Annotated in this window: 15 protein-coding genes and 1 pseudogene; 10 read left to right on the forward strand and 6 right to left on the reverse strand. The window is 39.2% G+C overall.

The window, feature by feature from the left end:
• Nucleotides 1-202 (forward strand): annotated as a pseudogene (locus AWW73_RS13100) (phosphopantetheinyl transferase); the annotation flags it as partial.
• 123 nt (nt 203-325) lie between these two features.
• Nucleotides 326-1,495, forward strand: coding sequence for an acinetobactin biosynthesis isochorismate synthase BasJ (basJ, locus tag AWW73_RS13105; RefSeq protein WP_062849864.1), 1,170 nt, complete (start codon nt 326-328; stop codon nt 1,493-1,495).
• Between the two features lie 118 nt (nt 1,496-1,613).
• Here the strand turns inward: basJ and AWW73_RS13110 are convergent, their stop codons facing one another.
• Nucleotides 1,614-2,852: a L,D-transpeptidase family protein gene (locus AWW73_RS13110; protein ID WP_062849865.1), complete on the reverse strand. Its 1,239-nt coding sequence runs from the start codon at nt 2,850-2,852 to the stop codon at nt 1,614-1,616.
• Between the two features lie 302 nt (nt 2,853-3,154).
• On the opposite strand from AWW73_RS13110, the gene hemE reads away from it, so the two are divergent.
• From hemE to AWW73_RS13130, 4 genes are all read left to right on the forward strand, one after another.
• Nucleotides 3,155-4,228 carry a uroporphyrinogen decarboxylase gene (hemE, locus tag AWW73_RS13115; RefSeq protein WP_062849866.1) on the forward strand — a complete coding sequence of 358 codons (1,074 nt, stop codon included), beginning with the start codon at nt 3,155-3,157 and terminating at the stop codon, nt 4,226-4,228.
• A gap of 6 nt (nt 4,229-4,234) precedes the next feature.
• Nucleotides 4,235-5,029 (forward strand): DUF817 family protein, encoded by a 795-nt coding sequence (locus tag AWW73_RS13120; RefSeq protein ID WP_062849867.1) that lies wholly within the window; start codon nt 4,235-4,237, stop codon nt 5,027-5,029.
• Nucleotides 5,030-5,178: 149 nt separating this feature from the next.
• Nucleotides 5,179-5,649 (forward strand): DUF3015 family protein, encoded by a 471-nt coding sequence (locus AWW73_RS13125; RefSeq protein WP_003650547.1) that lies wholly within the window; start codon nt 5,179-5,181, stop codon nt 5,647-5,649.
• A 70-nt stretch (nt 5,650-5,719) separates the two neighbouring features.
• Complete coding sequence (locus AWW73_RS13130; RefSeq protein WP_478209473.1) at nt 5,720-7,603, forward strand: Lnb N-terminal periplasmic domain-containing protein; 1,884 nt, start codon at nt 5,720-5,722, stop codon at nt 7,601-7,603.
• A gap of 66 nt (nt 7,604-7,669) precedes the next feature.
• Here AWW73_RS13130 and blaADC read toward each other — a convergent pair whose 3' ends face one another.
• Together blaADC and folE are read right to left on the reverse strand one after the other, a co-directional pair.
• On the reverse strand, nt 7,670-8,821 hold the full coding sequence (gene blaADC, locus AWW73_RS13135) for an ADC family extended-spectrum class C beta-lactamase (RefSeq protein WP_061875706.1): 1,152 nt from the start codon (nt 8,819-8,821) through the stop codon (nt 7,670-7,672).
• Nucleotides 8,822-8,972: 151 nt separating this feature from the next.
• Nucleotides 8,973-9,521, reverse strand: a complete 549-nt coding sequence (gene folE / locus AWW73_RS13140) for a GTP cyclohydrolase I FolE (protein WP_171068079.1) — start codon at nt 9,519-9,521, stop codon at nt 8,973-8,975.
• 261 nt (nt 9,522-9,782) lie between these two features.
• Here folE and xdhA point away from each other — a divergent pair, with 261 nt between their 5' ends.
• From xdhA to xdhC, 3 genes are read left to right on the forward strand one after another with little or no spacing between them, the layout of a single operon-like run.
• Nucleotides 9,783-11,282, forward strand: coding sequence for a xanthine dehydrogenase small subunit (gene xdhA, locus AWW73_RS13145; RefSeq protein WP_062849869.1), 1,500 nt, complete (start codon nt 9,783-9,785; stop codon nt 11,280-11,282).
• A gap of 1 nt (nt 11,283) precedes the next feature.
• Entirely contained in the window at nt 11,284-13,659 is a 2,376-nt protein-coding gene (xdhB, locus tag AWW73_RS13150) for a xanthine dehydrogenase molybdopterin binding subunit (RefSeq protein WP_062849870.1), read from the forward strand.
• Between the two features lie 6 nt (nt 13,660-13,665).
• Nucleotides 13,666-14,649: a xanthine dehydrogenase accessory protein XdhC gene (gene xdhC / locus AWW73_RS13155; RefSeq protein WP_062849871.1), complete on the forward strand. Its 984-nt coding sequence runs from the start codon at nt 13,666-13,668 to the stop codon at nt 14,647-14,649.
• A 10-nt stretch (nt 14,650-14,659) separates the two neighbouring features.
• Here xdhC and AWW73_RS13160 read toward each other — a convergent pair whose 3' ends face one another.
• Genes AWW73_RS13160 through trpD form a run of 3 tightly spaced genes read right to left on the reverse strand, consistent with a single transcriptional unit; the run spans nt 14,660 to nt 17,230 of the window.
• Complete coding sequence (locus AWW73_RS13160; RefSeq protein ID WP_061875710.1) at nt 14,660-15,355, reverse strand: Smr/MutS family protein; 696 nt, start codon at nt 15,353-15,355, stop codon at nt 14,660-14,662.
• A 9-nt stretch (nt 15,356-15,364) separates the two neighbouring features.
• A complete protein-coding gene (trpC, locus tag AWW73_RS13165) occupies nt 15,365-16,171 on the reverse strand; it encodes an indole-3-glycerol phosphate synthase TrpC (RefSeq protein ID WP_062849872.1) in 807 nt (268 codons plus the stop codon).
• 9 nt (nt 16,172-16,180) lie between these two features.
• Nucleotides 16,181-17,230 carry an anthranilate phosphoribosyltransferase gene (trpD, locus tag AWW73_RS13170; protein WP_081409631.1) on the reverse strand — a complete coding sequence of 350 codons (1,050 nt, stop codon included), beginning with the start codon at nt 17,228-17,230 and terminating at the stop codon, nt 16,181-16,183.
• A gap of 357 nt (nt 17,231-17,587) precedes the next feature.
• On the opposite strand from trpD, the gene AWW73_RS13175 reads away from it, so the two are divergent.
• Nucleotides 17,588-20,320: a TonB-dependent receptor plug domain-containing protein gene (locus AWW73_RS13175; protein WP_062849874.1), complete on the forward strand. Its 2,733-nt coding sequence runs from the start codon at nt 17,588-17,590 to the stop codon at nt 20,318-20,320.
• Nucleotide 20,321: the final 1 nt, after the last annotated feature.

Consider the following 20,321-nt stretch of genomic DNA (forward strand, 5'->3'; position numbering starts at 1 on the left):
TAAAGAAAGTATCATTAAAGCAATTTATTTGAAATATAAGCAAATTATTGATTTTAAAAGTATAAAATTTAAACAGCTAGATGGCGAGTTTATTTATTTTCACCTTAGACAAGAAAGTTTAATCGAGATAAATCTAGAAGTTAAAGTTCAATTTTTTTATACAAATAACGAGATAATTACAATTTCTTGCATTGAAAAATAAATTTTTATTGATAATAATAATCATTTGCATTAAGGTGTGTTTCAGTATTTTTATACTCCTATATTTAAAAAGAAGTACTACAGAATTTGCTTGAAAAAAATCAATGTGAGAGGTGATATACAGATGATGCAGACTCAAATATCAGTAGAGCAAAATTTAGATCATATCGGTCAAAAGAAATTTTCATGTTTTTCTACGAAGAATTATTATCTCGAAGTGAACGAATTCGTTAAAACGGTAAATACACCTGCAGCAAATACGGCACTATTTAATGAAGAGATTTCAAAATGTTTTGAAGAAATTAAAAAGCAAGGACATCAAAATCCAGTTTTAATTGGTGCTATACCTTTTGATATTACAAAGAAAAGTAGCTTAAATTTTTATGCTGATCATAAAAAAATAACACAAGCATCTTCTACGATTAACTCATTAAAAAATCGTAATAATGTTGAGGTAATTAATAAATCATTACTTATTCAACGCCAAAAATTTGAAGGTACAGTGCAGTTAGCATTAGATGCTTTTGAAAAAAAGAAGGTAGAAAAAGTCGTTCTTTCTCAGGCTGTTGAATATGAGTTTAACCGTCATCAAGAGCCAGAAAATTTATTGGCTGCTTTATTAAAACAAAATCCAAATGCTTATAATTTTGTGATTCCAGTAGAACATAATAATTATATTCTAGGCGCAAGCCCAGAACTGCTTTTATCAAAAGAAGGCCGTATTGTAACCAGTAATCCTTTGGCCGGTTCTAGACCCAAATCTCAGATTTCTGAAATAAATTTCGTCAGTCAACAAGAATTAAATCATTCGGAGAAAGACCAACATGAACATCGAATTGTGGTTGAAAATATTATTAGAAATTTAGCCACTCATTGTGTAGAGCTCAAGGTTTCTGAATTTCCAGATATTTTAGAAACATCAACAATGTTGCATTTATCATCAGAATTCCAAGGTGTGCTCAAACAACAGGCACCGAATGCATTAAACCTCGCATTAGAATTACATCCAACACCAGCAGTCTGTGGCTCACCAACCAATGTTGCTAAGCAGTTTATTTTAGATCATGAAGGTTATGACCGACATTATTACACGGGTTTAGTAGGTTGGATGGACGCCGAGGGTAATGGAGAATGGGTAGTGACGATTCGATGTGGTCTACTCAGTGAAAATAAAATGCGCTTATATGCTGGTGCTGGAATTGTCGAAGGATCAGATGCTGAAGCTGAATGGTTAGAAACAGAAGCCAAAATGCAAACCATGCTGAATATTCTAAATACAAAAATTGCTGTGTAATGAGTAAACCTAGGCTGATTTTATTTTTATAGTCAAAACAATAACTAAATATCCACTGAGATATATTAAAAATTAAATAAAAAAGCCTGCATAAAGCAGGCTCTTTTATTTAAGAGGATTATTCTAAGAATTTAACAGTTACGCCAGAACGTACTTTACTTCCTAAATCATTTGCATCCCAGTTGGTTAAACGAATACAACCGTGTGATGCTGTTTTAGAAATTAAAGATGGATTTGGAGTTCCGTGAATACCGAAAGATTTTTTACTTAAACCAATCCAGATATTACCTACAGGAGCATTTGGACCCGGTGGTAAAGAAAGAGGTTTTAAGTTTTTACCTTGAATAAAGTTTGAAGGTGAGTAGCTATACCAAGGGTTACGAGCTACACCAACTACCTTGTAAGTACCGGTCGGAGAAGGCGTATCAGTACTGCCAATTGTTGCAGGAAATGACGCAATCATTTGGTTGCGGCTATTGAACAGATACAGTTGTTTTGCACCTTTATGCGCAATAATCAAATGAATATCTTCTGGTAAATCATTGCGTACGTTTGGAACAATGATTTTTTCGCCCGCTTTCTTGAATGTCGCAGTTGGGTTAATTTTCTTTAAGAAAGCTTCATCAATGTGAAACTTCTCGCCCAACATTTCGCTAACACGTGTGTAGTACAAACCTTTCATTTTAGCCTGTAACGCATAGTCAGAAGGGATTGATTGTGCGTATGGGCCTTTTAAATCAGCATCAGTAATGGTGTATTCAATAAATGCTGGCTTGGTTTGTTTAGCAATTAACGCATCCCAAGTTTCTTTAGTGAGTTCACCAGTAGGTGACAAACCATTCATTTGTTGGAATGAAGAAATTGCTTTTAATGTGTTTTTACCGCTCATGCCATCAATCGCACCTGGTGATGCATGTGCATTATTCAGCATAACGTGTGCGCGTGCGTAAACTGGAAGTTGGCCTTTACCATTATTTTCAGACCATTCTGCCGAGTTTAAGCTATCTAAAGTCCATGATGCAGCGGTTGTCGCAGGAGTCGTAGACGTAGCAGTGGTTTTAGCAACAGCTGGAGTCGACGCCGCGATGCCTGATTCAGCATTTGGGTCTTCAGTTTTCTGTAAATTTTGTAATGTTGTTGACGCTCGATTTAAGTCATTTTGTTCTTGAGCGGTAATTTGTGTCGGAGCTTGAGCTTGTACATTAGAAGCTGCTTCTACTGCTAAAGGATCAATCGGATCTTCTACAGGAGCTGATACCTTTTTAGGGGTCAGGGGTTGCTCAGTTGTTGAAGCAGCAAAAGCAACATTAGCAATAATACAACTTAAACTCATAGCGAGTAATGAGCGAACAAACATGTAATTCAACCTTAAGAATTTTCATATAAGCAATAGGAAGATTGATTTGATCTCAAAGTGCATAAAACTACCAATAACTCATCTCTATGAGCCCAAGATTGGCAATTTAGTGATTAAAAGAATATCAATAAACCCAATGTAACATGTTGCAAGTATTGCAGAAAACCCTGCAGCTTGCAGTAGACTTTTGTGTAAATATGCATTTTTTAGTAGTTTGACAAGCTTTTTGTGTGAAATTGAAATTATAAAAATCTCTATGTTTTTGATATGATGCAGCCACATAAAGAATATAGAGATTGGTAATGACGACTTTGAAAAATGATCGTTTCCTACGAGCTTTGTTACGCGAACCTGTAGATACCACACCGGTATGGATGATGCGTCAAGCAGGACGTTATTTGCCTGAATATCGTGAAACACGTTCAAAAGCAGGCGACTTTCTATCTCTATGTAAAAATACAGAATTTGCTTGTGAAGTGACTTTGCAGCCTTTACGCCGCTATGAATTAGATGCAGCGATTTTATTCTCAGATATTTTAACCATTCCTGATGCATTAGGTTTAGGGCTTTATTTTGAAACTGGAGAAGGTCCTAAGTTTCAAAAGACTGTTCGTACTGAACAAGATGTCGCGAATTTACCTAAGTTAAATGCAAAATCAGATCTTGATTATGTGATGAATGCGGTAAGCACAATTCGCTCAGCTTTAGGCGGTCAAGTTCCACTGATTGGTTTTTCGGGTAGCCCTTGGACACTTGCAACTTATATGGTTGAAGGTGGTTCAAGTAAAGAATTCCGTTTTACCAAGCAAATGATGTATGCGCAGCCAGAAGTTTTGCATGCTTTACTTGATCATTTAGCAGATTCAGTCATTGATTATTTAAATGCTCAAATTGATGCAGGTGCTCAGGCCATCCAGATCTTTGATAGTTGGGGTGGGGCATTAGCACACCGCGAATACGTCGAATTCTCTTTAAACTACATGAATAAAATCATTGCTGGTTTACAGCGTGAGAAAGATGGCCGACGTATTCCTGTTATTGTGTTCACCAAAGGTGGTGGTCAATGGCTAGAGCCAATGATTACCACTGGTGCAGATGCATTAGGTTTGGACTGGACCACTCCGCTTAATACAGCTCGTAATGTTGTCTCTGGACGCGTAGCGTTACAGGGTAATCTTGATCCTGCTGTTTTATATGGCTCGGCTGCTTCAATTGAAAAAGCAGTGAAAGCGATGTTAGACGATGCCTACGCAAATGGCGAAAAAACAGGTTACGTTGCTAACTTAGGCCACGGGATTACCCAGTGGGTAGACCCTGCACAGCCAAGAATCTTTGTAGATACAGTGCATGAGTATAGTGCTAAATATCTAGGATAGTTTTTTGTGCGCCATCTGACTTTACCCATTCATTTTATCGGCAAGGCTGTTTCGGCAGCCTTGTTTGGTATTCTGCTTTTAATTGCTTTTGCTTTCACGGCACCGATGGGAAGCCATGAATATATGGGTTTCTATCGCTATGATTATTTACTCATCTATGCAGTGCTGATTCAAATTTGTCTTTTATATTTAAAGCTTGAATCATGGGCAGAAGCCAAAGTTATTGCTTTATTTCACGTCATGGCGATGGTCATGGAAATCTTTTTAACGCATCCTGCGATTGCGTCATGGCAATATCCTCAGCCCGCCGTATTTAAAATCTTAACTGTACCTCTATTTGCAGGCTTTATGTATTCGGCTGTAGGTAGTTTTTTTGCACGTTCAATTCGGCTGTTTCATGTTTCTTTTGAAAAGCTTCCTAGTTTTGGAAGTATGCTTTTATTGGCATTTTTCTCATATATAAACTTTATGAGTAAATTTTTTGTACCTGATATTCGCTATATTTTATTTGCGATCAGTATGTTTATTTTTTGGAAGACTAAGCTTTATTTTCAGTTAAATGAACATAGATTTAAAATCCCGATGTTACCTGTGTTGTTTACCCTCGCTTTTCTCATCTGGATTGCTGAAAATATTAGTACTTTTTATAAAATCTGGCTCTATCCAAGTCAGGTAGATGCTTGGCATATGGTGGGCTGGGGTAAACTTGGTTCATGGTATTTATTATTACTCTTGAGTTTAGTATTGGTACTTAAAATATTAGGTCATCGAGATAATCAAGGTAATTGGAATTTAAGATAAATTTTTCTTTTGCACTTTTTATCATATTGTTTATTTTTTAATTGCTAATTCACAGCCTTCTCGTTATCTTTAATATCGTGTAATAAAAATTACACATAACAATACAACACATAAGAAACAATCAATAATGATTTTGGAGTTATACATCTATGTTAAAAAAATTAGCTTTAGCTGCTTTATTAGCGGCTGGTTCAAGTGTTGCAATGGCTGACAACGATGTAGGTTGTGGTGTGGGTACACAAGTCTGGGCTGGCAAAAAAGGAGTAGCGCCTAAAATTCTTGCTGCGACAACAAACGGTATTTTTACTAACCAATTACTAGGGATCACTTTTGGTACTTTAGGCTGCCGTCAAGGTGGAACAGTAACTGCGCAAGTGGTTACATTCACAAATGAAAATGCTGAAGCTCTAGCACGTGATATGGCAGTAGGCCAAGGTGAGAGCCTGAACGTACTTGCTGAATTAATGCAAATTAAACCTCAAGATAAAGACCGTTTCTTCAAAGTTTCAAAAGCAAACTTTGGTGAAATCTATTCTGCAAACAACCAAAATACGCTTCAAGTTTTAGCATCATTACAAACTGTAATGGCTAAAGACGACGTTTTAAAAGCTTACGTATAAGTTTGAAACTGAAAACCCTGTCTTATGGCAGGGTTTTTCTTATATTTAATGATAAAAATTGATGAGCTTAATGAAGTCAGTTGTTTTAGTTTTTGCCTCTTTGGCAGTGAATATTGCGTATTCAGCAGATATAAATCCATCTATTCAAAAATATTGGTCAATCGCAGAACAACAAAATCTAGATCAAGACATTACATGGCAAAGGCTCATGTATGCCAATAAAAACCAGAAGAGTGAGGTCACTTATTCTGGCTATTTCCTATCAAAAAATGGAAAAAATAATTTAAAAGAAGAACTGAAAACTGACATCTCGGCATTACTTATGCCTGCTCAAGATAATCAGTCGATTCGTTGTAAGTTCCCGGCACGTAGCCAATGGCTCATACAAAAAGTAGGTATTCAAGAAAATGAATTACCTCAAGTCAAGTGTACCGAATTTGAAAATTGGATTGGGCAGATTAAGCCCTACAAAGCGACATTAATTTATGCGACCGATTTTATGGGCAATCCGAGCTCCATGTTTGGCCATACGTTATTGCGTTTAGACCCTAAAGATCAGCAACAATTAAATTTAGTTTCCTATGCTGTAAATTATGCAGCAACTGTGGCAGGCAACGACAACTGGTCATACGCATGGAAAGGTTTAACAGGCCAATATCCAGGCGAATATTCACTCATGCCTTATTACCGTAAAGTAAAAGAGTACGGCGATTTTGAAAGCCGTGATTTATGGGAATATGAGTTAAATCTATCACCTGAAGAAACTCGGTTTTTAGTAAGTCATATTTGGGAAATGCAACATGTGAGCTTCCCTTATTATTTTGTGAGTGATAACTGCGCCTATAGGCTTTTAGGGTTAGTCGATTTAGTAAAACCTGAATCTAACTTACAAGAAAAATTTACTTATGCCTCCATTCCAATGGAAACCATTAAATCGATGCAGCAGCAGGGACTGACCAAAGCTCCTGTCTACCGACCTGCTTTAGAAACTCAGCTACTAGCCCAAGCTCATCAGCATGGTGCCTCTTTGGCAAAGGTGGCTCATCAAATTACGATGCTGCCTACACAGCAGTCTTCTCAGATTTTAAAATCATTTAGTGAACAGGATCAGGCTAAAATCCTCGAGATGGCTTACGATGATTTATATCTCCAATTTATTAGCCGAAAAATAGAAGAAAGTGTTGCTCAACCGCAGTTACGTCAGCTTTTAGCGCTAAGAAGTCAGATTGATTTAGATAAGCAACGTCAAGAACCTAAAAGACCAGCAAAGGAACCAACTCAAGGTCATAATGCTCGTAATCTTTCAGTGAAAGCCGGTGAGGTGCAAGGTGATAATTTTATCGAACTTAGTCATCGACAAGTCTATCATGACTTAATAGACCCTCAAGGCGGATATCGTGCAGGTACTCAATTACTCTTTTTAAATGGTAATGCCCAGTGGCGTAATGATCATTTAAAACTAGAACGTCTTGATTTGCTCGAAGTAAATTCTTATAACCCGATTCAACCTTTTAAAACACCGCTGAGTTGGGGATTTAACTTAGGTTGGCGTCAGGAAGCCATTCATGACGGAAGCTTTAGTGAAGATAAACAACACGGCGTTGCGAGCTTTAATGCACAGGTCGGTTATAGTCTTGCAGACTATGAGCGCAAGCATATTTGCTATGGGCAACTGCAAAGCTACGTACAAACAGGTTCAAATCTAGATAAAGGATGGCGTGTAGGCGTAGGCCCAACTTTAGGCTGTATGAACCAATGGTTTGAGCGCTTCAACTCTGTCGTGCAAATCGAATTGCCCTATTGGGAAGACCAAAATGAATGGAATTTGAGAGTCAATACGCAGTGGCAATATGTGATTAATCGCAATAATGTTGTTCGATTAAACTGGGATTATGAACAACAAAATCATCAAGACTGGATGAAATCAAGCTTAGGATATGTTTGGTTCTTTTAAAGAATAAGTGCATAAAAAAAGAGAAATGAATAATCTCATTTCTCTTTTTTGTTTTAGAAAAGACGATTATTTCTTAATCGCATTTAACACAGCATAAGCGGCTTTAATACGCTCTTCATTGGGAATACGTTTATTAGTTAACATGACTAAACCAATATTTTCTTTTGGAATGAACACGACATATGTTCCAAAACCGTTGGTTGAGCCAGTTTTGTGGAACATTTTAACTGAAGGTTCTTTTGAAATAGCAGTCACTTTATTAGGTTTCATCACGATTTGTTCTGAATTACTGTCTAATAAAGTTTGTAAAGGCGCTGGATAAGAAAATTCTTCCCAGCCAAGTGCTTGATACATTGTGCCGACTTGATAGAAACCTTGATGTGTTTCATTAATTGTACGTTGAATATCTGCTGGATATTTCTGCGGGTTGAGGTTGGCATTAATAAAACTCAGCATGTCTGGTAATGTCGATTTGACGCCGTATGCTGGTGCATCGAGTGGGCCGGGGTTAACTCGAATGGGCTGATTTTCTTGGTTATAGCCAAATGCATAGTTTTGCATTTGAAGTTTAGGCACATTGACATAACTATGTTTTAAACCAAGATCTGGAAAAATTGTTTTTTCTAAGACTTGGTCGAAAGATTGATTCATAGACAAAGCCACAACTTTTCCAAATAAACCAATACTTGGGTTTGAATATTGTCTGTATTTACCGATTGAATTTTTAGGTTTCCAGTCTTTGAAAAAAGTTAAAACTTGTTGGTCTGTTTGTACTTCATCTGGAAATTGCAAAGCAAGGTTGCCGCTGGTATATGTCGCAAGTTGAAGTAAGTTAACTTGATCAATCGGTGTGTTTTTTAGTTCTTTCCAATATTTTCCGGGCGTGTCTTCAAAAGAGAGAGTTCCTTTTGTTTTGGCATATCCACCCGCTGTCGCAGTAAATAATTTACTGACTGAACCTAGCTCAAAAATGGTGCTGCTATTTACAGCTTTTTTATCTTGAACGGATTGTAGACCATAATAGATTTCATACTTTTTATTATTCTGGACGATGCCAACCGCCATACCGGGCACATTATATTTTTCTAATAACGGTTTAAAGTTTTGATCTACCAGTTTTTTAATTTCTTGTTCTTTTAGTGTATTACCTGCATAAATTGAGGTGCTAAAAATAAAAAGAGGGGATAAAAGTAAGCAAGAAATTTTTTGGAATCGCATGATTAACTCATCAAAAATTTTAAAGTGAAGTCATGTAGTTTTATAACAAAAATCACATAATTTAATTGTTATGTTTTATGGAGTTCGCGAAGCGTTTAGATGTAAAAAAAGCCCAACTTCGTCGGGCTTTAATTAGTTTACTAAATAAAAATTAGTAACTTTCAGGTACGGCACTTAAGAACTCACGACGTGCTTCTTTATCGGTTTTAAAATCTCCAATAAATGAAACAGTACGTGTGGTTGATTCTTGTTTACCTACACCACGCATCATCATACACATATGTGCTGAATCGATGACTACAGCAACACCGCGAGCCTCAGTCACTTCTGCGACAGCTTCTGCGATTTGTTTGGTCAAGTTTTCCTGAATTTGCAAACGACGTGCAAACATTTCGGTAATACGTGCAAATTTTGATAAGCCGAGAACTTTGCCTTCCGGTAGATAGGCAACATGGACACGACCATAGAACGGGAGGAGATGATGTTCGCAAAGCGAATAGAATTCAATATTCTTCACCAATACCATTTCATGGTTATCTGATGGGAAAACAGCGTTATTGGTGACTTCTTCTAAAGTTTTACTATAGCCAGAAGTTAAATATGAAAAAGCTTTAGCCGCACGCACAGGCGTATCTTTAAGGCCGGGACGATCAAGATCTTCACCGACGGCAGTCAGGATATTTGCGTACGATTGCTGCATTGACATAAGACGTATAAGTTTACTCTATTAGACAAGCTCGGCATTGTATCAGAAACATGACCTGATGTTCATAAATCCTCGCACTATATTTATTTTGGATTTGCGCATGCTTGATAAAAGATGAATAAAATTCATGTTTTTTATCGTTAATAGTCAAGTGTTTGAACATGAAATGTGCATTTAATATAGGTAAGTTCTAAATGGTCGCCTAGTGGCATCATATTTGCAGAGATGCAGTGTTATAGAGCATAAGGATAAAACATGTCAGAACGTCCAATCACCTTTTTTTTCCGTGGTGGTCAGCAGCAAATAGAAAATGTAGTACCTACAATGACGGTTTTGCAATTTCTGCGAGAATATACTCAAACTGGTAAGACTAGGCAGACTGGTACAAAAGAGGGATGTGCTGAGGGCGATTGTGGTGCATGTACAGTAGTGATTGGTGAGTTGGTCAATGACAACCTACAATTGCGCAATGTGAATGCGTGTATTCAGTTTTTACCGACTTTAGATGGTAAAGCACTATTTACAGTGGAAGATCTTCATCACTTATTGCCTGCCCAAGATGGCACACTTCATCCTGTACAACAGGCAATGGTCGATATGCATGGTTCACAATGCGGTTTTTGTACACCCGGTTTTATTATGTCGCTATGGTCAATGTATGAAAATGAACAGCATTCTCCGAGCAAAGATAAAATCAGTGATTATATTTCTGGAAACTTATGCCGCTGTACAGGCTATCGCCCTATTTTAGATGCAGCACAAAAAGCATATGACTATCCGCGTGTTTTATTACAACGTCAAAAAGTAATTGATGTATTAAAAGAGATCAAAGCATTACCTGCATTACATTTGAATAATTATGGTCAGCAATTCTTTGCACCAAAGAGTTTGCAGGATTTTGCCGCATTACGTTTGCAGTTACCTCAAGCGCGTATTGTTGCTGGTAGCACAGATGTCGGTTTGTGGGTAACAAAGCAGGGCCGTGATTTAGGCGATATGCTTTATATTGGTCAAGTGGAAGAACTCAAAAAAATTGTAGTCACAGATCATGCTTTAAAGATTGGGGCAAATGTAAGTTTGAATGATGCACTCATCAAAATTTCAGATTTTTATCCTGACTTACAAGAATTACAGCGCCGTTTTGCTTCCATGCCTATTAAAAATGCAGGAACCCTAGGTGGAAATATTGCCAATGGTTCGCCTATTGGTGACTCAATGCCGGCATTAATTACGCTAGGTACACGATTGATTTTGCGTGTAGGTGAACAAACCCGTGAAATCGCCTTGGAAGACTTTTATCTAGATTATCAAAAAACAGCATTACAGCTTGGTGAGTTTGTTGAGGCAATTATTATTTCGCTTCGTGAGGAGCAGACGCGTTTTAAATTTGCCAGCTATAAAATTGCCAAACGTTTTGAGCAAGATATTTCTGCGGTATGTGCGGCCATTTCATGCGAGTTAGATACTCATTATGTCGCTCACAAAGTGAGAATTGCTTTTGGTGGTATGGCGGCTACTCCCAAACGTGCAAAATATGCAGAAGCCATCTTAGAAGGTCAGCAACTTACAGCAGAATTGATGGTTCAGGCTCAAGAGACATTGTCGCAAGACTATCAGCCTTTAGATGATGGACGTGCTAGCTCGGCATATCGTTTACACGTTGCCAAAAACTGTTTACAGCGTTTTTATGTAGAAAAAATCCTGTCTCAAGCGATCACTCGTGTGAATGACTTGATTGCTGTGGTGGAGATCTAATATGAATCAAAACATTGACTTAAGTGTTTCTAAAAAATACGCTAAAGCAGGCGACTCGATTCCACATGAAAGTGCACATTTACATGTGACTGGGCAGGCAACTTATATCGATGATTTACCCGAGCTTGAAAATACGATGCATCTGGCGGTTGGGTTTTCAAGTTGTGCCAAAGGTAAAATCAGTAAGTTTGATTTGGATGCGGTACGTCAGGCTGATGGTGTCCATGCAGTATTTTCGGCAAAAGATATTGAGGTTGAAAATAATTGGGGACCAATTGTAAAAGATGACCCAATTTTTGCCGAAGAGCAGGTCGAATTTTATGGACAAGCTTTGTTTGTAGTTGTTGCCGAGAGTTATCAGCAAGCCCGTCGAGCAGTTCGTTTGGCAAAAATTGAGTATGTGCCCGAAACTCCAATTTTAACGATTCAAGATGCAATTAAAAAAGAATCGTGGGTATTACCGCCTGTTGAATTTAGCCATGGTGAAGTTGAGCAGGCATTTCAAAACGCAGCCCATCAACTTTCAGGTGCTATTGAACTGGGTGGGCAAGAGCATTTTTATTTGGAAGGGCAAATTTCCTATGCGATTCCACAAGAAAATCAGAGCTTAAAAGTCTATTGCTCGACACAACATCCAACAGAAATGCAGCTGCTGATTTGTCATGCATTAGGCATGAATATGCATCAGGTGAGTGTGGAAAGTCGGCGTATGGGTGGAGGTTTTGGCGGTAAAGAGTCACAGTCGGCACAGTGGGCATGCATTGCATCTTTGGCAGCACAAAAAACAGGCCGTCCGTGTAAATTACGCTTAGATCGTGATGATGACATGAGTGCTACAGGCAAACGTCATGGTTTTGCTTATGAGTGGTCTGTAGTCTTTGATGACAACGGTATTTTGCAAGGCTTAAAGGTGCAACTGGCTTCAAACTGTGGTTTTTCGGCTGATCTTTCTGGGCCAGTAAATGAACGTGCGATTTGCCATATTGGCAACGCCTATTATTTAAATGCAGTTGAGCTACGTAACTTACGTTGTAAAACCAATACTGTTTCCAATACTGCATATCGTGGTTTTGGTGGACCGCAAGGCATGTTTGTCATCGAAAATATTATTGATGACATTGCTCGTTATTTAGGTTGTGACCCTGTTGAAATTCGTCAGCGTAATTTCTTTGCCGAGCAGCCCGGTGCAGGACGTGACCGTATGCACTATGGGGCAGAGATCCGTGATAATGTTGCGCCAAAATTGGTAGCCGAACTATTGCAAAGTAGCGATTATGCGAAACGTAAACAGAGTATCCATGCTTTTAATCAGAATAATGACATCATTAAGCGTGGTATCGCGTTAACCCCATTAATGTTCGGTATTTCGTTTAATGCAGTGCATTACAATCAGGCGGGTGCACTGGTCTATGTCTACATGGATGGGACTGTCGCGATTACGCATGGCGGTACAGAAATGGGACAGGGGTTATATACCAAAGTACGTCAGGTTGCTGCGCATGAGTTGGGTTTACCAATCGATAGCGTTCGTTTAATCGCAACCGATACTTCTCGTGTGCCAAATACTTCGGCAACAGCAGCATCGAGTGGCGCAGATCTAAACGGTAAAGCTGTTCAAAATGCCTGTATTAAAATTCGTGAGCGTCTGGCAAAACTTGCCGCAGAAATAAGTGATAGTGCGGCTCATCAAGTCCAATTTGAAGATAGTATGGTCTCAACAGCGAATGGCTATTCATGGGCATTTCCTGACTTAGTTCAACGGGCATACATGGCGCGTATACAATTATGGGACAGTGGTTTTTATAAAACACCAGAAATTCACTATGATCAGGTCAACCATTTAGGGCGTCCGTTTTTCTATTATGCCTATGGTGCAGCAGTCAGTGAGGTCGCAATAGATACTTTAACTGGGGAAATGAAAGTATTACGTGCCGACATTTTGCATGACGTCGGGCGGTCAATTAATCCTGCAATTGATATAGGGCAAATTGAAGGTGGGTTTGTGCAAGGGATGGGGTGGCTCACGACAGAAGAGTTGTATTGGCAGCCGCAGGGGCCACACGCAGGCCGTTTGTTTACCCATGCACCTTCAACTTACAAAATCCCGACCAGTGTGGATATTCCTCATATTTTTAATGTCAAACTGTTTAATAATCAAAATCAGGCAGACACCATCTACCGCTCTAAAGCAGTAGGTGAACCTCCATTTATGTTGGCATTATCAGTTTTCTCGGCAATTCGTCAGGCGGTACAGGCGGCTATTCCAGAAAATGCACCGCTCGTACTCAATGCTCCAGCAACTGCCGAAGAAATTTTACGCGCAATTGCGATTGGACGAGGACAAGCTTTGGCTGACCGCCCACAAGCTAAAATGTAGAAGATGATGCAACATTTACAATGGTGGACTGATTTTGTGGCGTGGCAAGTGGATGCTCTGCCTATGCTATTGGTCACAGTGGTACGCGCCGATGGTTCAACACCAAGAGAAGTCGGTGCAACAATGTTATTGCGCTTTAATTTGCAACAGCAATGGCAGCAATCAGATACGATCGGTGGTGGGCATTTAGAGTTTCAAGCGATTGATATTGCTAAAGCAATGTTAAGCGAAACTGAAGCTTGCATGAGACGTATTGAACGCTTTAACCTCAGTGCACGGTTGGGGCAGTGTTGTGGTGGAGTGATGTGGTTGTTATTTGAAAAAATATCACCCGCTGAGATCGCATCGGATTTATCCCATTGTTTGCAAGCATGGCGAGCCGGGCAGCGCATATTGCGTACAGTCTCACATCAACATGCATCCACTTGGCAGACTATGGATATTGAACAGCAACCAAGATTCGAGTTTCAGCCTGCCAGCAGTGAGCAATGGCAATTTGACCAGCAGATTCAACCTTATGCTATGCAAGTGCTGATTTGTGGAGCAGGACATGTGGGTGAAGCAATCGTTCGCTGTTTATTACCTATTGGTATGAGGGTGAAATGGATTGATCCGCGTGATGATATTTTCCCATCCGATTTAGTGGAACAGGTGCAATGTTTAACGACTGATACCTTAGAAGCTGAGATCGAGCATTTTGACCGTTCAGGTGCAATTTTAATTTTAACTCATGATCATCAATTAGATTTGCAATTGTGTTTTACAGCCTTAAAACCTACGGCAAAACCATTTGCTTATGTTGGGATGATTGGCTCAAAAAGTAAAAGGGCTATTTTTGAGAAACGTATGCAAGTACGTGGTTATACTCAGGAAACATTACAACGTTTGGTTTGCCCGATCGGGATAGAAGGGATTTCATCGAAACAACCTGCAATGATTGCCGTTGCAGTGGTTGCTCAATTATTGCAGGTGTTTGATGTAAAAAAATGATCCCAAAGGATCATTTTTTTTGTTCGAACTTTGGATTTTTCTCTGCACGTTTAAGCAGCACGAGAACAGCACCTGTGCCACCTTGATTTTCTGGCGCACTTACAAAGGCCAAAACATCGCGGTGTTGACGTAACCATCCGTTGACGTAGGTTTTTAAGACCGCTTCTGGGCCTTTACCATGCACAATTTTAATGACATTTTGATTTTCATCTTTTGCCATCTGGATAATTTGTAACACTGCGTCACGTGCTTGCTCAATGGTGCAGCCGTGTAAATCTACAGCTTCAAACCAACGCATTTTTCCAGCTTTCAAGTCTTCAAAAACCTTATGCTGGAGGGTAGCAATGCGATAGCTTAACGTTGCTTGGCTTGCGACCGGATTTAAAGCAGCTTGCGTATCTGATAACTCGGCATGTTCGGTATCACGGCCACCTTCGGCGGCTGCCCGTTTCGCTAGCGTTTGTGCATCAACTTTTCTGGCACGAGGTGTTTTTACATCGGCAACATTGCTATTGTTGATGCGTTTAACACCTGCAACAGCCTGTTGAAACAGATGGGTATCTTCCAATTCTTCAGACTCAGCCTGAGATTTTTTAGACTCAGGCTGACTTGCGATTTTGCTTGAATGAGGATTGGAGATTTGCTTTTTAAATTGCTTCAATAACTTCTGTTGCTCTTTAGAAAGCGATGAATCTTTATTACTCATATATCTTCATTAAACCGTTTGGGGTTGTCCAAAAAGGGCAGTAAAAGCTTGATCTGGACGTGGTTGTTTCATAAAACTTTCGCCCACCAAGAAGCTGTGAATATCATGCTCTTGCATCATACGCACATCATCTGGTGTCGCAATACCGCTTTCAGTAATTAATAAACGTGAGGCCGGAAGTAATTTTTTCAATCGAATGGATGTATTTAAATCTACATCAAACGTTTTTAAATTACGGTTATTCACGCCTAATAAACATTGCTCAGAAAGCTTTAAAGCGCGTTCCATTTCTTCTTCGTCATGAACTTCAACTAATACATCAAGTTGATGTTCAAACGCAGTTTTTGACATTTCTTCGAGTTGCTGGTCAGACAAACAAGCAACAATTAATAAAATACAGTCAGCATGCAAAGCACGTGCTTCAACTACATTGTACGGGTCGACCAAAAAGTCTTTACGTAAAGCAGGCAGGGCACAATGATTGCGAGCAATCGCAATATTCTCATCTGCACCCTGAAAGAAATCAACATCGGTCAATACCGATAAACACGCAGCTCCAGCTTGTTCATATTGCTGAGCAATTTCGGCAGGATTAAAGTCTGCGCGAATGATTCCTTTTGATGGAGATGCTTTTTTAATTTCAGCAATCACGCCCGGACGTTTATGTAGTAAAGCGTTGGCAAAGCCTCGAACTGGCGTCGCGGCTTTTGCTAATTCTTCCACATCTTGCAAATTACGTTGTTTTAAACGCGCAGCAAGTTCCTCATGTTTACGGTCAACAATTTTACCTAAAATGGTATTTTGAATATTAATCATGAGAAATCCTTAATCTGCCTGAGATTGCTTTAATGTTTTGGTAAATTCAGCCAAAACACTCATTTTTTCTAAAGCCTGTCCGCCATAGATAATATCTTGAGCGAATGTAACAGCCTGAGCATAAGTTTTGGTAATGCCCGCCACATAGATGCCTGCGCCTGCATTAAGCGCAATCATGTTTGCTGCTTTTTCACCAATATCGGATTTATTTTTGCTTAAAGCATCTTTAATTAACTTTAGACTTGCTGTTGCATCTGCAACAACGAAACCATTTAAAGTTTGTGATTCAATTCCGACATCTTCAGGGGTAAGTGTCCATTCCGTGATTTCGCCGTCTTTGAGCTCTGCAACAGCAGTAGGAGCAGCAAGACTGATTTCATCGAGCCCATCTCTTGAATGAACAACCATCACGTGTTCAGCACCAAGTTGTTTCATCACTTCGGCAATTGGGCGGCAAAGTTCATCTGAGAACACACCAATTACAAAGCGTTTTACACCAGCTGGATTGGTCAGTGGGCCGAGTAAATTGAAAATACTGCGAATCCCAAGCTCACGACGTGGACCAGCAGCGTATTTCATGGCTTTATGATGGTTTGGAGCAAACAAGAAACCTACACCCATTTCACGGATGCAGCGTTCGGTTTGTTGCATATCTAAATCAAGATGAATACCTGCTTGTTCAAGTAGGTCTGATGAACCTGATTTACTTGAAACGCCACGGTTACCATGTTTTGCAATAGTTGCGCCTGCTGCTGCAATCACAAAGCTTGACGCTGTAGAGACGTTAAATAAATTTTGACCATCACCACCAGTACCCACAATATCAACTAAATGTTTGATATCGCTAACATCGATCTTGATCGCAAATTCACGCATGACACGTGCAGCAGCTGTCATTTCGTCAATGCTTTCACCTTTCATGCGTAGGCCCATCATCAAAGCACCAATTTGTGCTTCGGTTGCCTCACCTTGCATGATGCTGCGCATAATTTCTTCCATTTGAGGCTGAGTCAAATGAATGTTCTTGGTAATGTGGTTGAGCGCCTGTTGGATATTCATAGTCATGATTTACAGCATTAATGATTAAAATTTTTAGGTGAAGTTGATCAAGAGTGGGATGTTCAGCTTGTTGCGTTCCATGTTTCACTAGCTACGAGGAGCTATGTTAGCAGAAAATAATCAAAGATTTTTGTTGTTCGATCATAGTTTTAAAAATTTTGCTGGTTTATTACTTTAGTTTGATTAATAAACAGAATTTATTCATTGAAAAAGATTTTAGTTTGTTGTGAGTTTTTATGATAAATAATTAACCATTTGGTATATCTTAAACGCAAATATACCTAGGAAAAATGCGTATAAATCAACCAAATAAAAGTAGATATAGTAGGGCGATCTTTATTTTATCTATTAATAAATATGTATTTAAATAACTTGAAATATCTAGGAGCTTTTAAAAATAAGTGCTCATTTATTTTTGTATTTGTTGCACTATTTCATCCACTAGAAAGCTATGCGCAAGAAGCTGTAGAGCAACCACAAAAACAAACTAAAACAGATAAAGTAGTCCGTGTTGCTGTGACAGGGTCTCGGATTTCAAAAGCACAAAAAGATGGCCCGACCAGTGTGACGGTCATTACCGCAGCCGATATTGAAAAACAAGGTTTTAGTAATGCATTTGATGCGCTTAATAACCTGACGCAGAACACGGGTTTTGTACAAGGTGCCGATTATGGAAATACTTTTACACCTGCGGCTAATGCTATTAGTTTACGAGGGTTAGGACCGAATCATACTTTAACTTTGATTAATGGACATCGGGTTGCGGATTATCCTGTACCGTACGATGGCTCTGTCAATTTCGTGAATTTAGCCAATATTCCCACTGCCATTATTGACCGTATTGAAATATTAAACGGTGGTGCCTCTGCAATTTATGGTTCAGATGCAATCGCAGGTGTCGTGAATATCATTCTGAAAAAGAAAACAGACGGTACTCAATTTAATATTAAGGCAGGCGGAACAAAAGAAGGCGGGGAAAACTTACGTTTACAACTGAGCGGTAGTAAAACTTTAGACAAGCTCAACCTTGTTTATGGGATTGAACTCAGTGGCCGTGAACCGATATGGGCAGCCGATCGAGATTTTATGAAGAGCCGAACTCGTTTAGGAGAAAAACCAGATACGGTTGTAGGTCGTAAAAATGCCGATACTGGTAAATATCTTTCAATTGGTGGGTGTCGGGCCTTTAATGGTTTATTTAACGGATCAGTCAATAATATAGGACAAGCTGGCGCAGACAATTGTGCAAGTGGTTTGGCACGACCGACTTATTGGACTATTCAAACTCAAAATCGCAGTCAAAATGGTTATCTCGGTTTAGACTATGAGTTAAATGATAAAACTCAATTATTTGCAGATTTTTTAATTGGTGCTAACCAAATTGAAAATAATACCCGTGGTCCAACATGGACTTCTTTAGCTGCAACGAGTGGTTATTTCCTAAATCAAGATTCGGGAAATTATGAAATTTGGAATCGCCGTTTTGCACCTGAAGAATTAGGCGGGGTAGAACGAGTAAATAAAAAATGGAAAGAACTTTCTTCGAACTTAAATTTTGGAATTCGAGGCGATATTGGAGAGACGAGCTGGAGTTATGAAGCAGCTTATAATGGTTCCATCTATACCAGTCAGCTACGCCGCCAAGGCTTATTACGTTCGAATGTTGATGAATATTTCTTAGGTCAGCAACTTGGTACAGATGCAGATGGTATTCCTATTTATTCACCTCATTTAGATCGTTTAAGTCGACCACTGACAGCAAACGAATTTGAGAGTATTTCGGGCACAACAAAAGAAAAAGATAAGTCATGGGCACAAAGTTTGACCTTAAGCGCGAATGGTGACGTATTTAAGTTACCTGCAGGAACTGCCAAACTTGCGGCTGTGGCTGAAATCGGACGTCAAGGTTTTTCTATTAAGCCGGATCAGGCACTTGAAAATGGTGAGTTTTATAATGCGAGTTCTAGTGGCGAATATAGTGGCACACGTACACGCCAAGCACTTGGTGCAGAATTATTCTTGCCTTTAGCGAAACCATTAAATTTAACGCTGTCTGGACGTTATGACCGTTATGCTTTGTCAGATAACAGCATTGATAAGCTAACTTTCGGTTCAGGTCTGGAGTTTAGACCGCATCCGACTTTATTGGTGCGTGGTAACTACGCGACCAGCTTTCGTGCACCAGATATGAACTATCTGTTTTTAAATAAACAAAAAGGTTATTTTCCGAGTACCACCGATTATTTACGTTGTAGCCAAACGGGACAACCTTTAGATAAATGTACCTTTAAAGATTACTCGCCTGGGGCGAACTATACTTTAACTGGAAACAAAGAGCTGAAACCTGAAGAGGGTAAATCTTATGGTGCAGGTTTTGTTTGGTCACCAACCAATAAATTTGATATCAGCATCGATTACTGGGATATCAAAATTGATAATCTTGTGACCAACTTAAGTGCGGACAAAATTCTACGTTTAGAAGCAGATTGTCGTTTAGGCAACCAAGATATTAACTCTGCGGCCTGTATTGATGCATTGGCACGTGTAGAGCGTAACCCTGCAAATGCAGTTGTCGATCCAAATGTGATTAAGAATATTAATATTGTTCCGATTAATGCTGCATCAGACCATACTCGCGGGATTGACTTCACTAGCAGATGGCGCTGGAAAACAGACAGCTTTGGTAACTTTCTCTGGACGGTAAATTATAGCCGTGTACTAGAACATGAATATCAACAATCAAAAGATGGCGAGAAAGATGACTACCTAAAAGATTTAACCATTCCTGATTGGCATGACCGTTTTAATACCAGTCTCAGCTGGAGTTTTGGAGATTGGGCATCAACAGTATTAGTTAATCGTTATGGCAAAATTCCAAACGGCGACCAAACTGCTTACCTAAGCCCAACGTATTTGGTGAACTGGAGTGGTACTTATCAAATCTCTCCAAAAGCTTCTGCTTCAATCATTATTAATAACCTGTTTGACAAAGTGAAACGAGATGACACGGGCGGTTGGCCATATTATCCGGTAGGATCATATTCACCATTCGGCCGTCAAGGTTGGTTGGAATTTAACTATAAATTCTAAG

It is taken from the genome of Acinetobacter lactucae (genome assembly GCF_001605885.1).
GTDB classification, from domain to species: Bacteria; Pseudomonadota; Gammaproteobacteria; order Pseudomonadales; family Moraxellaceae; genus Acinetobacter; species Acinetobacter lactucae.